Annotated in this window: 14 protein-coding genes; 10 read left to right on the forward strand and 4 right to left on the reverse strand. The window is 45.2% G+C overall.

The window, feature by feature from the left end; translation table 11 throughout:
- Window positions 1–15 precede the first annotated feature (15 nt).
- From QK890_RS08370 to QK890_RS08380, 3 genes are read right to left on the reverse strand one after another with little or no spacing between them, the layout of a single operon-like run.
- Window positions 16–3,003, reverse strand: coding sequence for a glycoside hydrolase family 3 N-terminal domain-containing protein (locus QK890_RS08370; protein ID WP_250709332.1), 2,988 nt, complete (start codon window positions 3,001–3,003; stop codon window positions 16–18).
- Between the two features lie 37 nt (window positions 3,004–3,040).
- Window positions 3,041–3,913: a bifunctional UDP-sugar hydrolase/5'-nucleotidase gene (locus tag QK890_RS08375; protein WP_005810696.1), complete on the reverse strand. Its 873-nt coding sequence runs from the start codon at window positions 3,911–3,913 to the stop codon at window positions 3,041–3,043.
- A gap of 39 nt (window positions 3,914–3,952) precedes the next feature.
- Window positions 3,953–4,741: a 5'-nucleotidase C-terminal domain-containing protein gene (locus QK890_RS08380; protein WP_032536151.1), complete on the reverse strand. Its 789-nt coding sequence runs from the start codon at window positions 4,739–4,741 to the stop codon at window positions 3,953–3,955.
- 156 nt (window positions 4,742–4,897) lie between these two features.
- Here QK890_RS08380 and rplS point away from each other — a divergent pair, with 156 nt between their 5' ends.
- The gene (rplS, locus tag QK890_RS08385) at window positions 4,898–5,251 is read left to right on the forward strand and encodes a 50S ribosomal protein L19 (RefSeq protein ID WP_005778830.1); all 354 of its coding nucleotides are present in this window, start codon (window positions 4,898–4,900) and stop codon (window positions 5,249–5,251) included.
- A gap of 867 nt (window positions 5,252–6,118) precedes the next feature.
- On the opposite strand, the gene QK890_RS08390 is transcribed toward rplS, so the two are convergent.
- Window positions 6,119–7,099, reverse strand: coding sequence for an ROK family protein (locus QK890_RS08390; RefSeq protein ID WP_367627301.1), 981 nt, complete (start codon window positions 7,097–7,099; stop codon window positions 6,119–6,121).
- A gap of 178 nt (window positions 7,100–7,277) precedes the next feature.
- Here QK890_RS08390 and QK890_RS08395 point away from each other — a divergent pair, with 178 nt between their 5' ends.
- The 9 genes from QK890_RS08395 (at window position 7,278) to QK890_RS08435 (ending at window position 20,269) form a co-directional block, all read left to right on the forward strand.
- Window positions 7,278–7,994: an ABC transporter ATP-binding protein gene (locus tag QK890_RS08395; RefSeq protein WP_005778836.1), complete on the forward strand. Its 717-nt coding sequence runs from the start codon at window positions 7,278–7,280 to the stop codon at window positions 7,992–7,994.
- A gap of 14 nt (window positions 7,995–8,008) precedes the next feature.
- On the forward strand, window positions 8,009–9,268 hold the full coding sequence (locus QK890_RS08400; RefSeq protein ID WP_005778838.1) for an ABC transporter permease: 1,260 nt from the start codon (window positions 8,009–8,011) through the stop codon (window positions 9,266–9,268).
- Window positions 9,269–9,270: 2 nt separating this feature from the next.
- Window positions 9,271–10,515 (forward strand): ABC transporter permease, encoded by a 1,245-nt coding sequence (locus QK890_RS08405; RefSeq protein ID WP_005778840.1) that lies wholly within the window; start codon window positions 9,271–9,273, stop codon window positions 10,513–10,515.
- Between the two features lie 79 nt (window positions 10,516–10,594).
- The gene (locus QK890_RS08410; protein ID WP_005810704.1) at window positions 10,595–11,695 is read left to right on the forward strand and encodes an efflux RND transporter periplasmic adaptor subunit; all 1,101 of its coding nucleotides are present in this window, start codon (window positions 10,595–10,597) and stop codon (window positions 11,693–11,695) included.
- Between the two features lie 55 nt (window positions 11,696–11,750).
- Entirely contained in the window at window positions 11,751–13,073 is a 1,323-nt protein-coding gene (locus QK890_RS08415) for a TolC family protein (protein ID WP_186993369.1), read from the forward strand.
- A 499-nt stretch (window positions 13,074–13,572) separates the two neighbouring features.
- The gene (locus QK890_RS08420; protein WP_032531747.1) at window positions 13,573–14,133 is read left to right on the forward strand and encodes an RNA polymerase sigma-70 factor; all 561 of its coding nucleotides are present in this window, start codon (window positions 13,573–13,575) and stop codon (window positions 14,131–14,133) included.
- Window positions 14,134–14,227: 94 nt separating this feature from the next.
- Window positions 14,228–15,157, forward strand: a complete 930-nt coding sequence (locus QK890_RS08425; RefSeq protein ID WP_032531748.1) for a FecR family protein — start codon at window positions 14,228–14,230, stop codon at window positions 15,155–15,157.
- A 209-nt stretch (window positions 15,158–15,366) separates the two neighbouring features.
- On the forward strand, window positions 15,367–18,537 hold the full coding sequence (locus QK890_RS08430) for a TonB-dependent receptor (RefSeq protein WP_032531749.1): 3,171 nt from the start codon (window positions 15,367–15,369) through the stop codon (window positions 18,535–18,537).
- A 16-nt stretch (window positions 18,538–18,553) separates the two neighbouring features.
- The gene (locus QK890_RS08435; RefSeq protein ID WP_367627302.1) at window positions 18,554–20,269 is read left to right on the forward strand and encodes a RagB/SusD family nutrient uptake outer membrane protein; all 1,716 of its coding nucleotides are present in this window, start codon (window positions 18,554–18,556) and stop codon (window positions 20,267–20,269) included.
- Window positions 20,270–20,359: the final 90 nt, after the last annotated feature.

Consider the following 20,359-nt stretch of genomic DNA (forward strand, 5'->3'; position numbering starts at 1 on the left):
GTAAAAAGCCATTAGCTATTCTGTTGTATATAATGACTGATAAATCACTTCCTGTATCCCTTGCCTAATCTTCATGCTATTCAACTTTCCATTCCAGGAATCGGGACAGAGACGGTTACTCAGAAAGATATAAACCAAGTCATTTTCCGGATCCACCCAAGCACAAGTACCGGTAAATCCAGTATGTCCGTAAACAGAGGCCGGTGCCGAAGGTGCACAGGCATTTGCTTTCGGATCATTCAAGTTAGGCTTGTCATATCCTAATCCACGATGGCTGACAGCAGATTTTCCCATAGTAAATGCACGGCAGGTTTCCGATCTGAGATAACGCTTCCCGTCCAGTTCGCCTTCATTGAGAATCATCTGATAGATCTTTCCAAGTTCGCAGGCTGTCGAAAATAATCCGGCATTGCCACTCACGCCTCCCATAAAGGCAGCCGCTTCATCATGCACATATCCGCAAAGGTTCTGCCGACGCAAATAATCATTGGTAGCAGTCGGCATTACTTCTGTTTTCTTATAACAGTTTAACGGTTGGAACAACGTACGTTCTAACCCCATAGGTCGATAAAACTCAGCAACCAAATAAGCATCGAGCGTTTGACCGGTTATGGATTCTACCACCTGCTGTAACAGAATAAAGCCGATATCACTATACACAAAACGTTTACGATCCAGTTCCGACTGAACAATACTCTTCATCATTGCGGCTTTAAACTTTCTGTGCAGCCACATTCCATCGGCTATTTTCAACGTATGTTCCGGCGTTTTTGTTGCAGAGACGAGCCCTCTCCTGAACTTGAAATCCGAACAGGCATAAGTATATTCCCCCATACGGGTATGATGCCATTCATCCACAAACCCTTGTGTAAAAGGACCGGTTACTGAATATTCATCGATTGCGTTGCGATAAAAACGGATATAGGGAACCAAGCCGGATTCATGCAACAATAACTCCCGGATGGTAATATTCTTTTTGTTCGTATTCCGTAAAGCAGGCAAATATTTAGAAGCAGGATCAGTCAATTTCAACTGTCCCTGATCATAAAGTTTCATCACAGCCAATAGTGTAGCACTTGTCTTGGTCAAAGAGGCAAGGTCAAAAAGATCGGTCGGACGTACCGGGGTACTATCCGTATCGGAATGAATGCCGAAGCATTTATCATAAACAGGCTGTCCATGTCGCAATACCAGTACCTGACACCCGGGAAATGCTTTGGCAGCCAATCCGGCAGATACTACAGAGTCTATACGATGAAGCCGGTACGATTTCAATTCATAATCTTCAGGAGCCGTACCGGCAGTCATGCCGGGCACTATATCTACACCTGAACCGGCAGCAAACGTCTCTCCGATACGCATAGACAAACGCCCTGTCGCCGAAGCTTTACCCAATACCACATCCGCTACATAACGTTGCAAATCCGCTTCATCGGAATGTGCCAGTACAACAGCAGCCGAACGGGCAACAGCCTCTTCAAGTGTCACCAGGGTCCGGTACGAAGTAAAGAAAGCATAAACCACAGGAGCCTGGAGATTGAGGTCTGTAAAGAACGGACGATATTCTTCCGCTTCTTTATCTTTTATCGTCATACTCACAATGACCCTCCGATGTTTTCCAAGTTCTTTTGCTATCCGTTTGCGTTCTTCCTCTCCCGTATCTTTATCCATTCGGAATGTTTTCAATGACAGTCTGGTGCGTAACTCTTCAATGAACAAAGCATCACTACCTTCACCACCTACCGTCAATACAGCTATTTCATCTTTAGTAACAAGAGGTAGAATCCGGAAATAGTTCCCCAGTACGGTCACTGCTGACGTGCGGAGTTTTGTCAGTAAAGCCCGTGCCTCAGGAGTGTTGATACGATCACTCAACCCATCTACTGAAATCACAGGACGCTTATTTAATCCCAAACGGTACTTATAAGTTAAGATCCTGCGGCATTTTGCATTTACTTCTTCCATACTGAGCCGTCCTTCCTTAATGGCTTGCAGAACATCCTGCTGTGCTTTCTCTATATTTTGTTGCACCAATACCATATCATTGCCCGCCTTCAGAGCCTTCACCGTCACATCCGGTTCGCTTGCTACTCCTTTCATGGCAAGCGCATCAGTAAAGACCAAGCCATTGAATCCCAGCTCTCCTCGCAGCACATCTGTCACAATGCTACGCGACAATGAAGAAGGAGTTATACGATCAGGTTCCAGAGCCGGAACCTGCAAATGCCCTACCATAATACCACCTAAACCAGCCCGAATGGCCTCTTTAAAAGGATATAGTTCCACACTGTCCAGACGTGCCCGATTGTAATAGACCGCAGGCAGCGCCTTGTGAGAATCTACGTCCGTATCACCATGTCCGGGAAAATGTTTGGAAACAGACAAGATACCACCACTCTCCAATCCACGCCCATAAGCTATCACTTTCTCAGCCACCGCTTCCGGGTTTTCACCAAACGAACGCACATGGATCACCGGATTATCAGGATTGGTATTGACATCCGCATCCGGAGCAAAATTAACATGTACACCCATCTCCCGGAATTCACGTGCCACTTCCTGCCCGTAGGCCTCAATCAGTGCATTATCACTGATGCAACCCAATGCCGCATTACGCGGAAACACAGGCGTATTCTCCAATCGCATGGATAGTCCCCACTCACCATCAAAAGTGATCATTAACGGAATTTTCGACCGGCTTTGTGCCCGGTTGGTCAATTTCGCCTGACCTTCTACCGTTCCTTCGGAATACAGGAAAGCACCCACTTTCAACTTACGGGTCAGTTTATCCACTAATTTTTCAGTATCTTTATCTGTCCGTGGAGCCAAGGTATAAACAAATAATTGTCCGACCTTATCCTTCAGTTTCATGCGGGAGAGCGTTTGCTCTACCCATTCATTGCAATGTACATCTTCCCGTACAGGCAAGAGTCCTGCTGTTTGCTGAGCCCAAAGAGCACCCGCACCCAGCAGCAACGCAGCGGTTAGCAGTTGTTTTAGCATAGTTTGTTTGGGGGTATTTCAAAAGGGAAAATCCCTCTTATTTCTTATTTTCAAGTGTCAAGTCCATCTGTCCTACATAGATCCCGCTCTTACCGGTATGCATCAATGATACATTTTTGCCATCCATATTAAGAAGAGTCTTCGGTCCTTTCATAAAGGTATGCGAGTGCCCTCCGAGAACAACATCTATATTACGAGTTTTAGGAATCAACTGGTTTTCATCATATTGCACACCCAAGTGAGAAAGACAAACAACCACATCACAACCCTCTTTTTCTTTCAGGACAGCAGCCACTTCATTTGCCGTAGCTACAGGATCATTATAAACGACTCCCACGCATTTATTGGCCTGAACCATGCCTTCAAGTTGGCAGCCCAATCCCAAAACACCAATCTTAACTCCGTCTCTCTCGATGATTACATATGGTTTCACCAAGTCTTTAAGCACTGTGGCACTCACATCGTAGTTGGCACATACCACCGGAAAGTCGGCCATCCGGAACAAACGTGCCATATTATCCAGATCGAAATCAAATTCATGGTTGCCAATAGTCATGGCATCATATTTCATTTCGTTCATCATCTTCACTTCTACCTCACCCTGAAACATATTATAATAAGGGGTCCCCTGTGATATGTCTCCGCAGTCGAACAATAACATATCAGGATGTTCCTTACGGAACTCTTTCACAAATGTAGCGCGACGTACAAATCCTCCCTTATCATAATTCCGGTCACCTTCCTGATTGATAGGTTCCAAACGGCTATGCACATCACTGGTCTGCAACAGGATCAGTTTTTTATCCTGTTGGGCAAATGCTGAAAAAGAAAAAAAGAAAATGAAAAAGAAAGCCAGAAAATTCTTTTCCATAAAACTAAGAATATATTTATTATTGGTTGGGGATATCATAATTCACTGAATTTTATCATTTTACATTCTATTATACCTTTACTTCACGGTGATTCTACCATCCAGTGCCGAAGTTATCTTCTTTCCGGCAGCTGTTTGTTGTCTCACATAGTCAAGAAAGAGTCCGCGTAATGTTGCTCCTTCCGGACATACACGTTTCTCCGCTTGCAAGAAAGCTTCCATGCTTCCGTTACCGTCAGCCAGATAATCAATGGTCGCCACCGTATAAAGTTTGTTGTCATCAATCGGCCGGCCGCCCACTGTAGCGTTCAGTAATTTTCCATCCTTAGTGATTTCCATCCGGATACCACTCACTCCTTCTCCCTTCAGCGAAGCAATACTTGTGAGCAATGCTTTCAGGTGTGTTCCCTTCATCGTCATTACGCAAAGTGAATTTTCGAATGGCAATATCTCATATACCGTTCCCACCGTAATATCCCCGGCAGGCAAAATATTACGCAATCCGCCCATATTCACCAATCCCATGTCAGCCGGCTTATCCTGTACTTTCACCGCAGCCTGGCGCAATACTTCCGCAACAAGATTGGAAAGCAGACTTTCGGGATGACCTTTGTCCATCTTCTGCTCGCTGGTGCCAATTACCTCATACATCATGTTGTCTATCTTCTCTTTGTAAGGCTTTAATATTGCCACGGCATCTGCATCGGGATGAGCATCCCATTTAGCGTCAATGTCAATCATCCTTCCTTCTACCTTGGCAACCCGATAATCGGCTTTTGCCATTTCGTGCGTCGACTGGCAAGAAGTAAATGTCAGCAACCCCGCCAGAATTACTCCTGAAATAATCTTTGCGTAATTTTGTTTCATATCCTTAAGTACTTAATAATGCTACAAATATACAAAAACATTTGGCTATCCGGCAAATAATTCGTTACTTTGCACCGCTTTCGCGCAATCGCTGTCAGGAGAGAGTTGCCTGGTATGTTGCGTTGTAACGATAAAACAATTTAATAATAAACAACAATGGATTTAATTAAAATTGCAGAAGAAGCATTCGCTACCGGAAAACAGCACCCGAGCTTCAAAGCAGGCGACACTGTAACAGTAGCATATCGTATTATCGAAGGTAACAAAGAACGTGTACAGTTGTACCGTGGTGTTGTTATCAAAATTGCAGGTCACGGAGAAAAGAAACGTTTTACTGTACGTAAAATGTCAGGAACTGTAGGCGTAGAAAGAATTTTCCCAATCGAATCACCGGCTATCGACAGCATCGAAGTGAACAAGGTTGGTAAAGTACGTCGCGCTAAACTGTACTACCTGCGTGCTCTTACTGGTAAGAAAGCAAGAATCAAAGAAAAAAGAGTTAACGGCTAATCAGCCTTACTTTTCGATTCGAAATAAAAAAGAGGGAATCTTCTGGCAAGATTTCCTCTTTTTTATTTCGTAACACAATTATCATTCCTACCTTTCGCGGCACAAGCACTTATACAGTATAATCACCAAAAAGCTTCCGATAGTCTTCATGTGTGGAAATCCAAAAGAAACAAATAGCCCCCCTTACAGCATTGGAAGATGATAAAAAAGGAATCCGGCAAAAAGATGCTAAATCTTATAAAATGGAATCATTATACTCTCTTTTCAATCGATTTGCTAACCACCCCTTTCTTAAACAAAGAGCTTCTGTAGATCTTTCTTGCATAAAAAAGAATAAAAAAAGAGTATTCATGCAGAACTTGATCACTTTGAGAGTATATATACGGAAAAAGACGAAAGAGATTATTAATTTCGTCCAAGTCTTTTGTTAATAACGTCCGAGTCTTTTATTAATAAAGTCGAAACAAATCATTAACTTCTTCCAAAGAGGTTATTAATAGTCTAAAATCAAAGTCATTTTTCACTTATTAGCTCCGGTTGGAGAGAAGTACCCCAAATACCATTTCAAAGTTAGACTACAAGATTCACTATCACATAAAACGAAATAAAAGAGTTTTTCTTTCTTCCGGCGAGGGTTAAGCTCAATAAGACATCTTTTTGACCTGCCGGGAGTCAGCTAAAATTCATTTTTCCCACCGGTTCCCAACAAAGATCGGAATATGCCCGCCCTGAACCGATAGAAAATACAAAATGACATTTCTGACAAAACGATATTGGAGTACATCCCGAAGTTCCTGCCCACACAGACAAAAAAAGCTCCGGAATTGCTTCCGGAGCTTTCAGCTAAATAATCGCTTTCATTCGCTCTTAGTCTCTCAGGTCTTTCAATTCCCAAGCCAATGCACTGGCACCCAGTACGGCAGCATCGGAGTCTTTCAACTCAGAAACGAGCAATTTTGTTTTACCTTTGTAAATGTTCAGAAGATTATTTTCCATGGCTTTTGTAATCGGCTTCATGATATAATCGCCCGATTTTGCCAAACCACCGAACAAGATAATAGCTTCGGGACTTGAAAAAGCAATAGCGTCAGCCAATGCCTCACCCAGAATATTACCTGTAAATTCGAAAATCTCCTGAGCCAGCTTATCTCCCTGTACGGCAGCATCGTATACATCTTTCGATACAATGCTCTCTGCCGGGATATTGCGCAACAAGCTGGCATCGGTACGTGCAGCGAGGAATTCGTGTGCAGTGCGTGCCACACCTGTAGCCGAACAGTATGTTTCCAGACATCCTTTACGTCCGCAACCACAGATACGTCCGTCACGACGAACGATCACGTGACCGAGTTCTCCGGCAAAGCCGTCATGTCCGTAAACCACTTGTCCGTTGATAACAATACCACTACCGACACCTGTTCCCAGAGTAATCATGATAAAATCTTTCATACCGCGAGCAGCCCCGTAAGTCATTTCACCCACAGCGGCAGCATTAGCATCGTTTGTCAAGGCTGTCGGAATGCCCAGACGTTCCTCGAACATAGAAGCCAACGGCAATACACCTTTCCAAGGCAGGTTAGGAGCAAACTCAATGGTTCCGGTATAATAGTTTCCATTAGGAGCGCCAATGCCGATACCCTTTATTTTATCCACCCCGCCATTTGCAATGATCAACGGCAGAAGATTTTTGCATACTTCATCTGCATATTCTTCTACTGTAGGATATACCTGAGTTTTCACTGCACCGCTTGCTATAATAGTTCCGCGCGCGTCAACAATTCCAAAGACAGTGTTTGTTCCGCCAATGTCAATACCCACTACGTAGGGTTTCTCCATGCTTGAATTCATGATACTCTTATTTAAAGGGTTAGTTAATATTAAATGTTTATTGCACACAAATTACGTAAAGAAGATTGAGTCTACAAAATCTTTTTTTAAAAAAGTTCACTTCGTTTGCAACTTTTCGTATCAACCGTGCGTCTAATAGAACAAATCATAAGAAAATTGAAACTAAATAGATGAAACTGTGATACACTTAAAAGACATTAACAAAACCTACAACAACGGAGCCCCCCTCCACGTACTCAAAGGCATCAATCTCGATATCGAGCGGGGTGAATTCGTTTCCATTATGGGAGCATCAGGTTCCGGCAAATCTACTTTACTTAATATATTAGGTATACTGGATAATTACGATGACGGAGAGTATTACCTCAACAATGTGTTGATTAAAAACCTGAGCGAAACTAAATCCGCGGAGTACCGCAACCGGATGATCGGTTTCATCTTCCAGTCGTTTAACCTGATTTCATTCAAAAACGCAGTAGAAAACGTTGCACTACCTCTATTTTACCAAGGAGTAAGCCGGAAAAAGCGGAACGCAATGGCTATGGAATACCTCGACAAACTTGGGCTCAAGGACTGGGCACACCACATGCCCAACGAAATGAGCGGCGGTCAGAAACAGCGTGTAGCCATCGCCCGTGCCCTGATTACACAGCCTCAGATTATTCTGGCCGACGAACCTACCGGTGCACTGGACAGCAAAACTTCAGTAGAAGTCATGCAAATCCTGAAAGACCTGCACAAGACCGGAATGACCATTGTCGTAGTAACCCACGAAAGCGGAGTTGCCAACCAGACGGACAAGATTATTCACATCAAAGACGGTATTATCGAACGGATTGAAGAGAACCAGAATCATGATGCCTCACCATTCGGCAAGGATGGATATATGAAATAAAAACAAATACAAATATGATTGACATTTGGCAAGAAATATATGGCACCATCAAACGGAACAAACTTCGTACGTTCCTGACCGGATTTGCCGTAGCATGGGGAATTTTCATGCTGATAGTGCTATTGGGAGCCGGTAACGGGCTGATCCATGCTTTTGAAAAGTCATCCTCCGCACGAGCACTGAACTCCATCAAAATCTATCCGGGATGGACCGGAAAGCCCTACGACGGACTGAAAGAGGGACGCCGCATTCAACTGGATAACAAAGACTTGAATGCTACCATGGAACATTTCAGTGACAACATCATCAGCGTAGGTGCCAGTCAATGGCAGAGCAATGTGAATCTGAGTTACGGACAGGAGTACGTTAACCTTTCATTGGAAGGGGTATATCCGAACTTTACAGAAGTGGAATCCGTAAAATCGACAGAGGGACGGTTCATTAATGATATCGACCTCAAAGAACGGCGAAAAGTAATTGTACTACATACCAAAACGGCTGAGATCCTTTTCGGAAAAAGCCGAACAGAGCCTATCGGAAAATTCGTAAATGCCGGTGGAGTTTCTTATCAGGTAGTAGGACTTTACACCGATCCGGGTGACCAGGGAAGCAGTGAAGCATATATTCCCTTCTCAACCCTACAGGTGATTTACAATAAAGGCGATAAACTAAACAACCTGACTTTCACGACCAAAGGGCTCACCACGATGGAATCGAATGAGGCATTTGAAGCAGCCTATCGTAAAGTGATGGGTGCCAAACATCGTTTCGATCCTTCGGACAACAGTGCACTATGGATATGGAACCGCTTTACCAACTATCTGCAATCTCAGAATGCCATGGGTATCCTGCGCACGGCCATCTGGGTGATCGGTGTCTTTACACTGCTGAGTGGCATTGTGGGTGTATCAAATATCATGCTGATCACAGTGAAAGAGAGAACACGCGAATTTGGGATCCGCAAGGCATTGGGTGCCAAGCCATTCTCCATCCTGTGGCTGATTATCGTAGAGAGTGTAACCATTACGACCCTCTTTGGATATATCGGCATGGTAGCGGGAATCGCAGCTACCGAATGGATGAATAAGGTGGCCGGAGAACAAACCGTAGATGTGGGAATGTTCTCGGAAACGGTATTCCTGAATCCGACGGTAGATATCAGTATTGCCATACAGGCCACATTAACCCTGGTAATCGCAGGCACATTGGCAGGATTCTTCCCGGCCAAAAAAGCAGTAAGTATCAGACCTATTGAAGCACTTAGAGCAGATTGATTATGAGAGTAGATATAGACACGTGTGAGGAAATCCTCGTCACGATAACAAGAAACAAAACACGAAGCCTGCTGACGGCTTTCGGAGTATTCTGGGGTATCTTCATGTTGATAGCCCTGATGGGGGGCGGACAAGGGATGCAGGACATGATGCAAGCCGAATTCGAAGGATTTGCCACCAACTCGGGATTCATGGGCTCCCAGAAAACAGGGGAAGCTTACAAAGGATTCCGTAAAGGACGTTACTGGGATATCGAGAACTCGGATGTAGAACAAATCCGTGAGAAAGTAAAAGATATCGATGTTATTACCCCATCGATAGCCCGCTGGGGCTCGACGGCCATTTTCGGAGAAAAAAAGTATGATTGCAGCGTAAAGGGGCTCTATCCGGACTACGCCAAGATTGAAAATCAGGATATGGCTTACGGAAGATTCATCAATGATGTGGACGTACGCGAAGGACGCAAAGTCTGCGTGATCGGCAAACGCGTTTACGAAAGCCTTTTCAATCCGGGCGAAGATCCTTGTGGAAAGTATGTACGGGTAGACGGAATCTATTACCAGGTGATCGGTATGTGCGTATCCGAAGGAAACATAAATATTCAGGGACGAGCTTCGGAAGCTGTTGTATTACCTTTTAGTACCATGCAACAAGCCTACAATATGGGAAAACGTATCGATGTGATATGCTATACCGTGAAACCAGGGAAAAAAGTAAGCGATCTGGAACCGGAAATAGAAAGCATCCTGAAAGAAGCACACTATATAGCACCGGACGATAAGCAGGCAGTCATGAAACTGAATGCGGAAGCCATGTTCTCGATGATGGATAATTTGTTTACCGGTATCCATGTACTGATCTGGATGGTGGGCTTAGGTACTTTGCTGGCCGGCGCCATCGGTGTATCGAACATCATGATGGTAACGGTAAAGGAACGAACCACGGAAATAGGTATACGACGTGCCATCGGTGCCCGTCCGAAAGATATCTTGCAACAGATCTTATCGGAAAGTATGGTACTGACTACCATAGCAGGCATGGCCGGCATCTCTTTTGGAGTATTGATCCTGCAATTGATGGAAATAGGCGTTAACTCCGGTAAAGACCATTATTCTCACTTCCAGGTCTCCTTTGGCATGGCTATCGGAACCTGCCTGTTACTCGTGACACTGGGATTACTGGCCGGGCTGGCACCGGCTTACAGGGCAATGGCCATCCGTCCGATAGAGGCTATCAGAGATGAATAAAGTACAGCCTCTCCCCCACAAAAAGCAGAAAAGAGACACAGTCAAGTATAGAAAATAACAATTCAAAATATAAAACAAGATGAAAAAGTATCTGAAAATCACATTACTGGTAGTGGTAGCCGCCATCTTCATTGGGACATTCATATTCCTGTACCAGAAGTCGAAACCCCAAACAACTGTATATGAAACTGTCACCCCGGAAGTTGCCGACCTGGAAAAGACTACAGTGGCCACCGGTAAAGTAGAACCACGAGATGAAGTACTTATTAAACCACAAATATCCGGTATCATATCCGAGGTATATAAGGAGGCCGGACAAACCATCAGACAAGGTGAAGTGATCGCAAAAGTGAAAGTTATTCCAGAACTGGGCCAGTTAAACTCAGCCGAAAGCCGTGTGCGCGTAGCAGAAATCAGTGCAGCTCAGGCAGAAACCGACTTCGGACGTATCAAGAAGCTTTATAATGACAAACTAATCAGCAAAGAGGAGTTCGAGAAGAGTGAAGTGGATATAAAGAAGGCACGCGAAGAATTGCAGACAGCAAAAGATGCATTGGAAATCATCAAAGAGGGGATCACCAAAAACAGTGCATCGTTCAGTAGCACACTGATCCGTTCGACCATCGACGGACTGATTCTGGATGTACCTATCAAAGTAGGTAACTCCGTTATTATGAGTAATACGTTCAATGACGGTACGACTATCGCCACGGTGGCTAACATGAATGACCTGATATTCAAAGGTAAAATAGACGAAACAGAGGTTGGACGTATCCATGAAGGTATGCCGGTGAAACTGACGATCGGTGCTTTGCAGAATCTTACATTTGATGCCGAACTGGAATATATTTCCCCGAAAGGTGTGGAAGAAAACGGAGCCAATCAGTTTGAGATTAAAGCGGCCGTTCACGCACCGGATTCAGTACAGATCCGTTCCGGATATTCTGCCAACGCAGAAATCGTGCTGCAACGCGCACAGAAAGTTTTGGCAGTTCCCGAGGGCGTAATCGAATTCAGCGGTGACAGCACGTTCGTATGGGTAATGACCGATAGCATTCCTGAACAGAAGTTCGAACGTCGCCAAATAAAAACCGGTATGAGCGATGGTATCAAACTGGAAATCAAAGAGGGTCTGACCGGAAAAGAAAAAGTGAGAGCTTCGGAAAAGAAAAGTAAATAAGCCTTTATATATAAAAGAGGTATAAAGAAAATACGAATCACCAACAACGCATAATATGGGAAACAAAATATTAATTAATTTACTGATACTGACCGGACTGTCCACTTACGCTGCACAGGCACAGGAAGGATGGACCCTACGTCAGTGTATCGATTACGCCATTGAGCATAACATCAGTGTGCAGCAAACAGCAAATTCAGCCGAACAAAGCAAGGTGGATGTAAACACAGCCAAATGGGCACGCCTGCCCAACCTCAGCGGTAGCGCTTCGCAAAACTGGAGCTGGGGGCGCACGGCATCACCCGTAGACAATACCTACAACGACATTAACAGCGGTAGCAGCAGCTTTAGCCTGGGTACGAATATTCCCTTATTCACCGGTCTGGAACTACCCAATCAGTACGAGCTTACGAAGCTCAACCTGAAAGCTGCAATAGAAGACTTGAATAAAGCGAAAGAGGATCTGGCCATCAATGTCACTTCTGCTTATCTGCAAGTACTCTTTAATCTGGAACTAAGTAAAGTGGCCCAGAGCCAGGTAGACCTCAGTAAAGAGCAACTGAACCGTATCACCCGCTTGCATGAAGTAGGGAAAGCCTCTCCTGCCGAGGTTGCTGAAGCCAAAGCACGTGTTGCACAAGACGAAATGAGCGCTGTACAGGCAGATAACAATTACCGGTTGGCTTTGCTCGACCTAAGCCAATTGCTTGAACTGCCAACTCCGGAGAACTTCGCATTGGCTGCCCCGGATACTGAGTTGGAGTTTTCTCCACTTACTTCACCGGACGATATTTATAATCAGGCCATGTTATACAAGCCTGGTATCAAAGCAGCCCAATACCGCCTTGAAGGTAGTGAGAAAAACATCCGTATAGCTAAAAGCAGCTACTATCCTCAGTTATCCTTCTCAGCCGGATTAGGTACGAATTTCTATACAGTAAACGGTAGTGCCGGTTCAAGTTTTGGTAATCAAATGAAGAACAACCTAAATAAATATGCCGGATTCAGTTTGAATATTCCTATATTCAATCGTCTGGCTACCCGCAACCGCGTACGTACGGCACGCCTGCAACAGACCAATCTGGCACTGCAATTGGACAACAGCAAGAAAGCACTGTACAAAGAAATCCAACAAGCATGGTACAATGCTGTAGCCGCCGAAAGCAAGTTTAAGTCAAGCGAATCAGCCGTAGAGGCCAACCGGGAATCTTTCCGTCTGATGAGTGAGAAATTCGATAATGGAAAAGCAACTTCGGTTGAATACAATGAATCTAAGCTGAATCTCACCAAAGCATTGTCCGACCGGATTCAAGCCAAATATGATTATCTGTTCCGTACAAAGATACTGGACTTCTATAAAGGACAGCCCATTGATTAAGAAAAGAGGTTATTATTATTGTAAGTGATAGGGGGATGTGTCATTATTCACCACAGAGTAACACAAAGTTCCATAGAGAGAACTTAATCTATTGATAGCTAATGATATTTATCTGTGCAAACCTGTGTAGTCTTTGGTGAATACGGGTTTCGACACACCCCCTATCTTTTTTACCCTGTTGCCCGCACAAAATAAAGGGCGAAATTCACATTCCACCCTTTATCAATCAAAATTACAATCTAAGAGTAAGTTACACCACGACCGGACAACTCACCCGTTTATCCCTGTACAAGTAATGTGCCAAGCATACAACTATCTAATTATCAGCATATAAATAAAACGAAGAGATGTTCAGTAACGGACATATCACTTACATTAGCGGACATTTTATATCAGAAAAAAGGAAAACACACACCTTTTAATCCTCTTTTGCTTTTTTTTTCATACCTTGCAGCGCATTTAGATAATACAGAAAAATACCCAGGTACGGAATATTAGGATGGACGACTTAAATATCAACAGTTTTAATACTCTCTATACTCTCTACTACAGAAAGTCTTTCTTGTTTGCCAGATCGTATGTACACGACGAACAGGCAGCAGAAGACATCGCTGCCGAAGCCCTGATAAAGCTATGGGAGAAGCTGAAATCTGATATTATAAATTCTCCCCAGGCTATGTTACTCACTATCCTGAAGAACAAATCACTGGATTACCTGCGTCTGGAACAGAACAAACTGAACGCGATGTCCGAATTGAGCGAACTTTGTGTCCGTGAACTGGACATTCGTGTATCCAGTCTGGAAGCTTGCGACCCATCGGAGATTTTTTCTGCCGAAGTTAACAAAATTATTCAGGCTACTTTACGCTCACTTCCGGAACAGACCCGCCGGGTATTTGAGAAAAGCCGTTTCGAGAACAAGATGAATAAGGAAATAGCTGAAGAACTGCACATTACAGTTAAAGGAGTGGAATATCACATATCGAAAGCACTCAAAGAATTTCGCGTTTCACTCAAAGATTATCTACCTCTTTTTTACTTCTTTTTCTATTTTCACTAAAAAAAATGAAGAAACTGATTAGGGTTACATTCATTTCTATCGTCTTATATATGTAACGGATCGAAAAACGTTCATCAAGAACTCTTAATAAATTATGAATCAAGAGATACTCAACAGATATCTTGCAGGAGATGCCAGTACGGAAGAAAAACAGATGGTAGCGCAATGGTTGGATGCCGACCCACAACACATGCGCGAATATCTGGCCTTGAGAAAGTTGTACGACATCACTCTCTGGCAAGAAAAACCGGCAACAGTCATAGAGGGAAAGAAACGGTTTACACTCCCCTTCATCCGGGAGATCATTAAAATCGCCGCTATCTTCCTCATAGCAGTTACCTCTGTTTATTTCCTGGCGCCGGAAAGAGGGAAACAGACCCCGGATCTGAGAGCCATACATGTTCCTTCGGGACAACGGGCAGAACTGACACTGGGCGACGGAACACGAGTATGCCTGAATTCAAATTCGACACTCACATTCCCCGACCGGTTTGACCGGAAAGAGCGCAGGGTGACATTGGATGGTGAAGGGTACTTTCAGGTGGCAAGAAACGAAAAAAAGCCCTTTATCGTGCAAGCCAAAGAATATGAAGTAAGGGTACTGGGTACGGAATTTAATGTGATGATGTATAAAGACCAGGATTTCTTTGAAACGGTGCTCCTGAAAGGTTCGGTTGAGGTGAGCGAGACCACTACCGGTAAGAAAGTAAGACTGCAACCCAACGAACGTCTGTTCGGCAAAGCCGGTCAGCTCCGGAAAGAGAGTATCAGCGAATGGAACCGGGCATTGTGGATGCAAGGAATCCTCTATTTCGACAACACACGTATGGATGAAATCATCCGCCAGTTAGGTCTATATTACGATGTAAAATTCGTCTTGGAAAAAGAGTCACTGGCGAATGTACGGTTTACCGGAAAGTTCCGTATCAGAGATGGTGTGGAACATGTGCTGAAAGTACTTCAATTGAAATGTAAATTCACCTATAAACGCGACGAAGAACATAATACCATTACTATAAACTAAAAACCAAGTATTAACTTTAAATTAAAAACCGGAACAAATGAAAACATAAGAACAAAAAGAGCCGAAAGTGGTGGCACACTTCCGGCTCCGGGTTAACAATACCCCAGTCTGCGAAAACTTAGTGAGTATTAATTAACACAGTGTACAAATGTATGAAAAACACTCTGATAAAAACAAGTAAAATCGTAAATAAATCAATTTCACATACTATGAAAATGATAGTTTTATTCCTTTTCGTTTTCATTTCAGGAGTATTCGCCAACAATGCGAACTCTCAGGAAACAAAGGTATCTATCTCGAAAAACAACAAACCAATCCGGGAAGTCTTGAGCGAAATAGAACGCCAGACCGACTATCTGTTCGTATACTCCGAGAAAGAAGTCGATGTCAATCAGCACACAACCGTAAACGTAAAACAGCAACGGGTAGCCGAGGTGCTCTCTTCTCTATTCCGTAACACCAATGTAGGCTATGCCATGGAGGGCCATAACATCATGTTGATGGCAAAAACAAACCAGACAGACGCTTCCCTGCAAAAGCGTATCATCACAGGAGTGGTGAAAGACATCAAAGGAGAAACCATCATCGGTGCCAATATTATGATAAAAGGTACCGCTACAGGCGTGAGTACCAACATTGACGGTGAATTCTCCATCGAAGCGGCAGTTGGTGACGAACTGGTGGTTTCCTTCATCGGTTATCTGACTCAAACGGTTAAAGTAGGCTCTCAGAAGACATTGAACATCAAGTTACTGGAAGACAGTAAGACGCTGGAAGAGGTTGTCGTGGTGGGCTATACCGTGCAAACAAAATCGGCCGTAACCGGCTCAGTGGCTGTTGTGAAAGCCGATAAACTGAAGGACGTAAACACACTGGAAGTGGGAAACATGCTTCAAGGAAAGGTTTCGGGTGTATACGTCTCCGGTTCATCCGGCGAGCCGGGACAGGCCAGCAAAATCCGCATCCGCGGTAAAGGCACGCTGAATTCATCAGTCTCCCCGCTTTGGGTAGTCGACGGTGTGATCGTAGGTGAAGATCCGGGACTGAACCCGAATGAAATAGACAACATCAGCGTATTGAAAGACGGCTCGGCTACGGCATTATACGGTTCGCGTGCTGCCAACGGGGTCATTGTAGTTACGACTAAAAGAGGTGAATACGATGCCAACAAATATAGCATTTCGGTGAATGCCGGTGTATCGCTGCTCTCGACCGGACGTCTTGAAATGATGAATTCACAGGAGCTTTACGACTACCAGAAGTCCTGGAACAATCAGTCATGGTTCACGGAAGAACTGCTGAAACACAACACGGACTGGTTTAAAGAAGCTTCCAAACCGGGATTATATACCAACGCAAACATTACCTATACCGGAAGCAGCGGCCGCATGCGTTCGTTCGTCATGGCAGACTATTATCGCGAAGAGGGTGCCATCAAGGACTTTACACTGGACCGCTTCACTTTCCGCTCCAACAACGATGTGAAGTTTACAGACCGCTTCACGATGTCAACCAAGATTTCGGGTTCGTTGTCACGCACAGACAGCCAACAGCGCAGTGTGTACAACACCTACCTCTATCTGCCCTGGGATTATCCGTACAATGAAGACGGCTCCATCCGCTCGGGACAAGAGCAGGACTGGAGAGGGCGTGACGGGATCAACGACATGTATGACCTGCAATGGAACTGGGGCCGTTCAAAGAAGCTGACGGTTGACGGGACCATCAATTTCAATTACCAGATTACGGATTGGTTGCGCTTCGAATCGAACAACTACATCCGTTACATCAGTAACCGCTCCGAAAGCTATACGGACAAGCGTTCGCGTTCGGGACAATCGGACAAAGGCTCTCTGTCAAACTCCAATTCGTTACTGACCAAGCAGTTCACCAACCAGATGATACGTTTTGAAAAGTCATTCGGCAAACACAAGGTAAACGCATTAGGAGCTTACGAATACACCCGCCACTTTTATGAATCGACTTCTGCCGAAGGAAGAGGCATCCAGCCGGGCAGAGAGATTCTGGATGTAACGACCGGAATCAAATCCATCGGTGGATACAAAGATGCCATCGCCACTCAATCGGCCTTGTTCAACGCTAACTATGATTATGACAACCGCTACATGGGACAAGTGTCTTATCGTATGGACGAATCGTCTTGTTTCGGTAAAAACAACCGCATGGGGCACTTCTTCACAGTCAGTGGTGGCTGGAATATCCAGAACGAGGTTTTCTTCGAGTCTCTCCGTGAATCCATCGACCAACTGAAAGTGAGAGTGAGTTACGGTTCTTTGGGAAACACTCCCGGAGCATACTATGGTCATTATCCGCTCTATTCTTCAATGATGTACAATGATGAAGTTGCCTATTTCCCCTCACAAATGGGAAATGCTGACCTGTCATGGGAAAAGTGTTACACTACCAACATCGGTATTGACGCACGGTTCTTCGACCGTTTCGGGGTTACCATCGACCTGTACAACAAAAATACCTCGGACTTATTGTACTACGCCCCGCTGCCCAATATATCGGGTTATACGGGACAATACAAAAATGTAGGTGCCATCAATAACAAGGGTATCGAGATCAGCCTCAACGCAGATGTCATCCGTACGTCCAAATTCCAATGGACCAGCGATTTCAACATCGGATTCAACCGGAACCGGGTAACCGAACTTTATGGAGGTAAACCGGAACTGAAGGGTCTGAAACGTCTGGAAGAGGGACGGGATATGGACGAATGGTACCTGAGAGAATGGGCCGGCGTAGATCCTGCCAACGGTTCTCCGCTGTGGTATACCACCGACGAAAACGGCAACCGTGTCACCACCGACTCTTATAATAAAGCCGACCGCGTATACTGTGGTTCTGCCGCACCGAAGTTCACCGGCGGATGGATGAACTCGTTCACTTACAAAGGCTTTACGCTGACTGCCAACTTCGACTTTGTATATGGCAACCTGCTCTACAACCAATCCCGTGAATTGCTTGACTCCGACGGTGCCTATGCCGACTACAACTCTATGAAGTTGAAAAGCGGATGGAAACGCTGGGAAAAGGAAGGAGACATCGCCACGCATCCAAAAGCCATCAACGGCGGTAATAAGAACTCCAACAAATCGTCTTCACGCTATCTGGAGAAAGGCAACTACTTCAGCCTGCGCAACCTGTCACTGGGATATTCCATACCGGAAAAGCTATGCGGAAAACTGGGATTGCAACGGGTCAACGTCTCTTGCAGTGCCGACAACCTGTTCACGTTTACTCCGTTCTCGGGTGTATCTCCGCAACTGTCGGACAGCAGCACGGACGGCTATGCAGGTACCATCTATCCGTTGAGCAGAAGAATCGTGTTCGGTCTTAATGTTTCATTCTAAAAAATCACGTCATATTATGAAAATCAAACATATCGTATCTTGCTTATTCGTTTCTCTGATCGGGTTCTCGGCCTGCTCCATAGAGGAACTCCCCTATAACCAGCTGACGGAAGACGAACTGGACGGCAGCTATGAATCGTTGTTGTCTGCCACCCGCGGCAACTATGCCGTATTCAAAAAAACCGCTTTCCACCAGGGATGGCACTATGCAGGCGAACTGGCCAGTGACAACGTGTCATTGAGCGGTGTATCGTCGGATGCCTTAATGTACATCTACAACTATCAGCGCATCACGGACAACTACCACATGTCCAACATGTGGGGATGGGCCTACCGCTCCATCATCAATTCGAACAAGATACTTGAGAAGGCACAAGAGGGGGAAAGCAAAGAGATGGATCAGCTGATCGGTGAAAACTACTTCCTCAGAGGATGGCTGCAATTTGTACTGGTCAACGTCTTCGGACGCCCTTACAACCAATCGCCGGAAACCAACCTGGGGATTCCCCTGAAACTGACGGCGGACGTAAACGACTATCCGATGCGCTCTACCGTGAAGGAATCTTACGAACAGATCCTGAAAGACCTGAAGAAAGCGGAAGCCCTGTTGAACTCGGAATCGAATATCTACGCCGGCCCCAGTGCCGCCAAAGCGCTACTGTCACGTGTCTACCTGTATATGGGTAACAATAAACTGGCTGCCGAATATGCAACGGAGGTGATAGAAAGCTCGGGACGCACACTATTGGAAGGAGAAACGTATGCCACAGCCAATGTACTGGTGCCCGAGGACAATCCGGAAATCATCTTCGCCATCCGTTGCACCAAAGATAAAGACGACTATGGCTGGAACTCCATCGGAGGCTTTTATGCCAACATCGACGGTGTGGGTTGGGGAGAGTTGTACGCTTCCGAACCACTCCGGGATGCGTATGCCGAATATCCGGAAGATCTGCGCTCACGCTACATCGTTCCACAATATCTGAAAGACGATGATACGGGCGAATATCGCAAAGAGTTTATCTACATCGAATCTTCCGAAGAAGACGGAGTGCCCAGAAAGTACTACCGCTGGAATGAAATCGTGGAAGAAAACGGAAACTATCGCATCAAGGACGCTTATCTGTCGAAGTACGAATACAAAGACACACTGGCCATGAAGCAGGATGCCGGAGGCTATTACGTGGAATCGAGACTGAAACAGGGCAAGGATAACCCCAATCCGGGCACGTACGAAAAGCATTACGTAACCATCCAGAACCTGATGGCAAAACGCAACGACTACCCGAAGTACTATGTATACAAATGCTCCAAGCAGGAGAACCAGCCTCAACTGTGGTCGCCAACCGTTCTCCGCCTGGGCGAGATGTACCTGAACCGTGCGGAAGCGTATGCAAAAGAACCGGCACTGGGCGATGCTTTGGCAGACCTGAACGTGATCCGTACCCGTGCACACATCCCGGCACTCACGGCAAAAGAGATGAAACCGGGCAAACCCCTGCTGGAATACGTGTTGGAAGAACGTCGCAAAGAGCTGGCCTTCGAAGGTCATCGCCGTTTCGACATCTTCCGCAACGGACTGACGATGAACCGCAGTTATCCGGGTACTCACGACCGTGGCGCCGCAACCTCGGTTCGCCTGACCATTTCTGCCGATGATCCGGCAGCAATCGAGTTCATCCCGCAACGTGAGATCGACTCGTATCCGGGAGTACTGGAACAGAATCCATAAAAGGAGAATCTTATGAAGGACCCTCGTCCGGGTATGCGAGGGTCCCTCGTATGAAATGAAAATACAACCTGAACAGTTCAATTAACGAAA

Origin of the sequence: Bacteroides sp. NGMCC 1.200775, from assembly GCF_040798045.1 — a bacterium.
Lineage (GTDB): Bacteria > Bacteroidota > Bacteroidia > Bacteroidales > Bacteroidaceae > Bacteroides > Bacteroides hominis.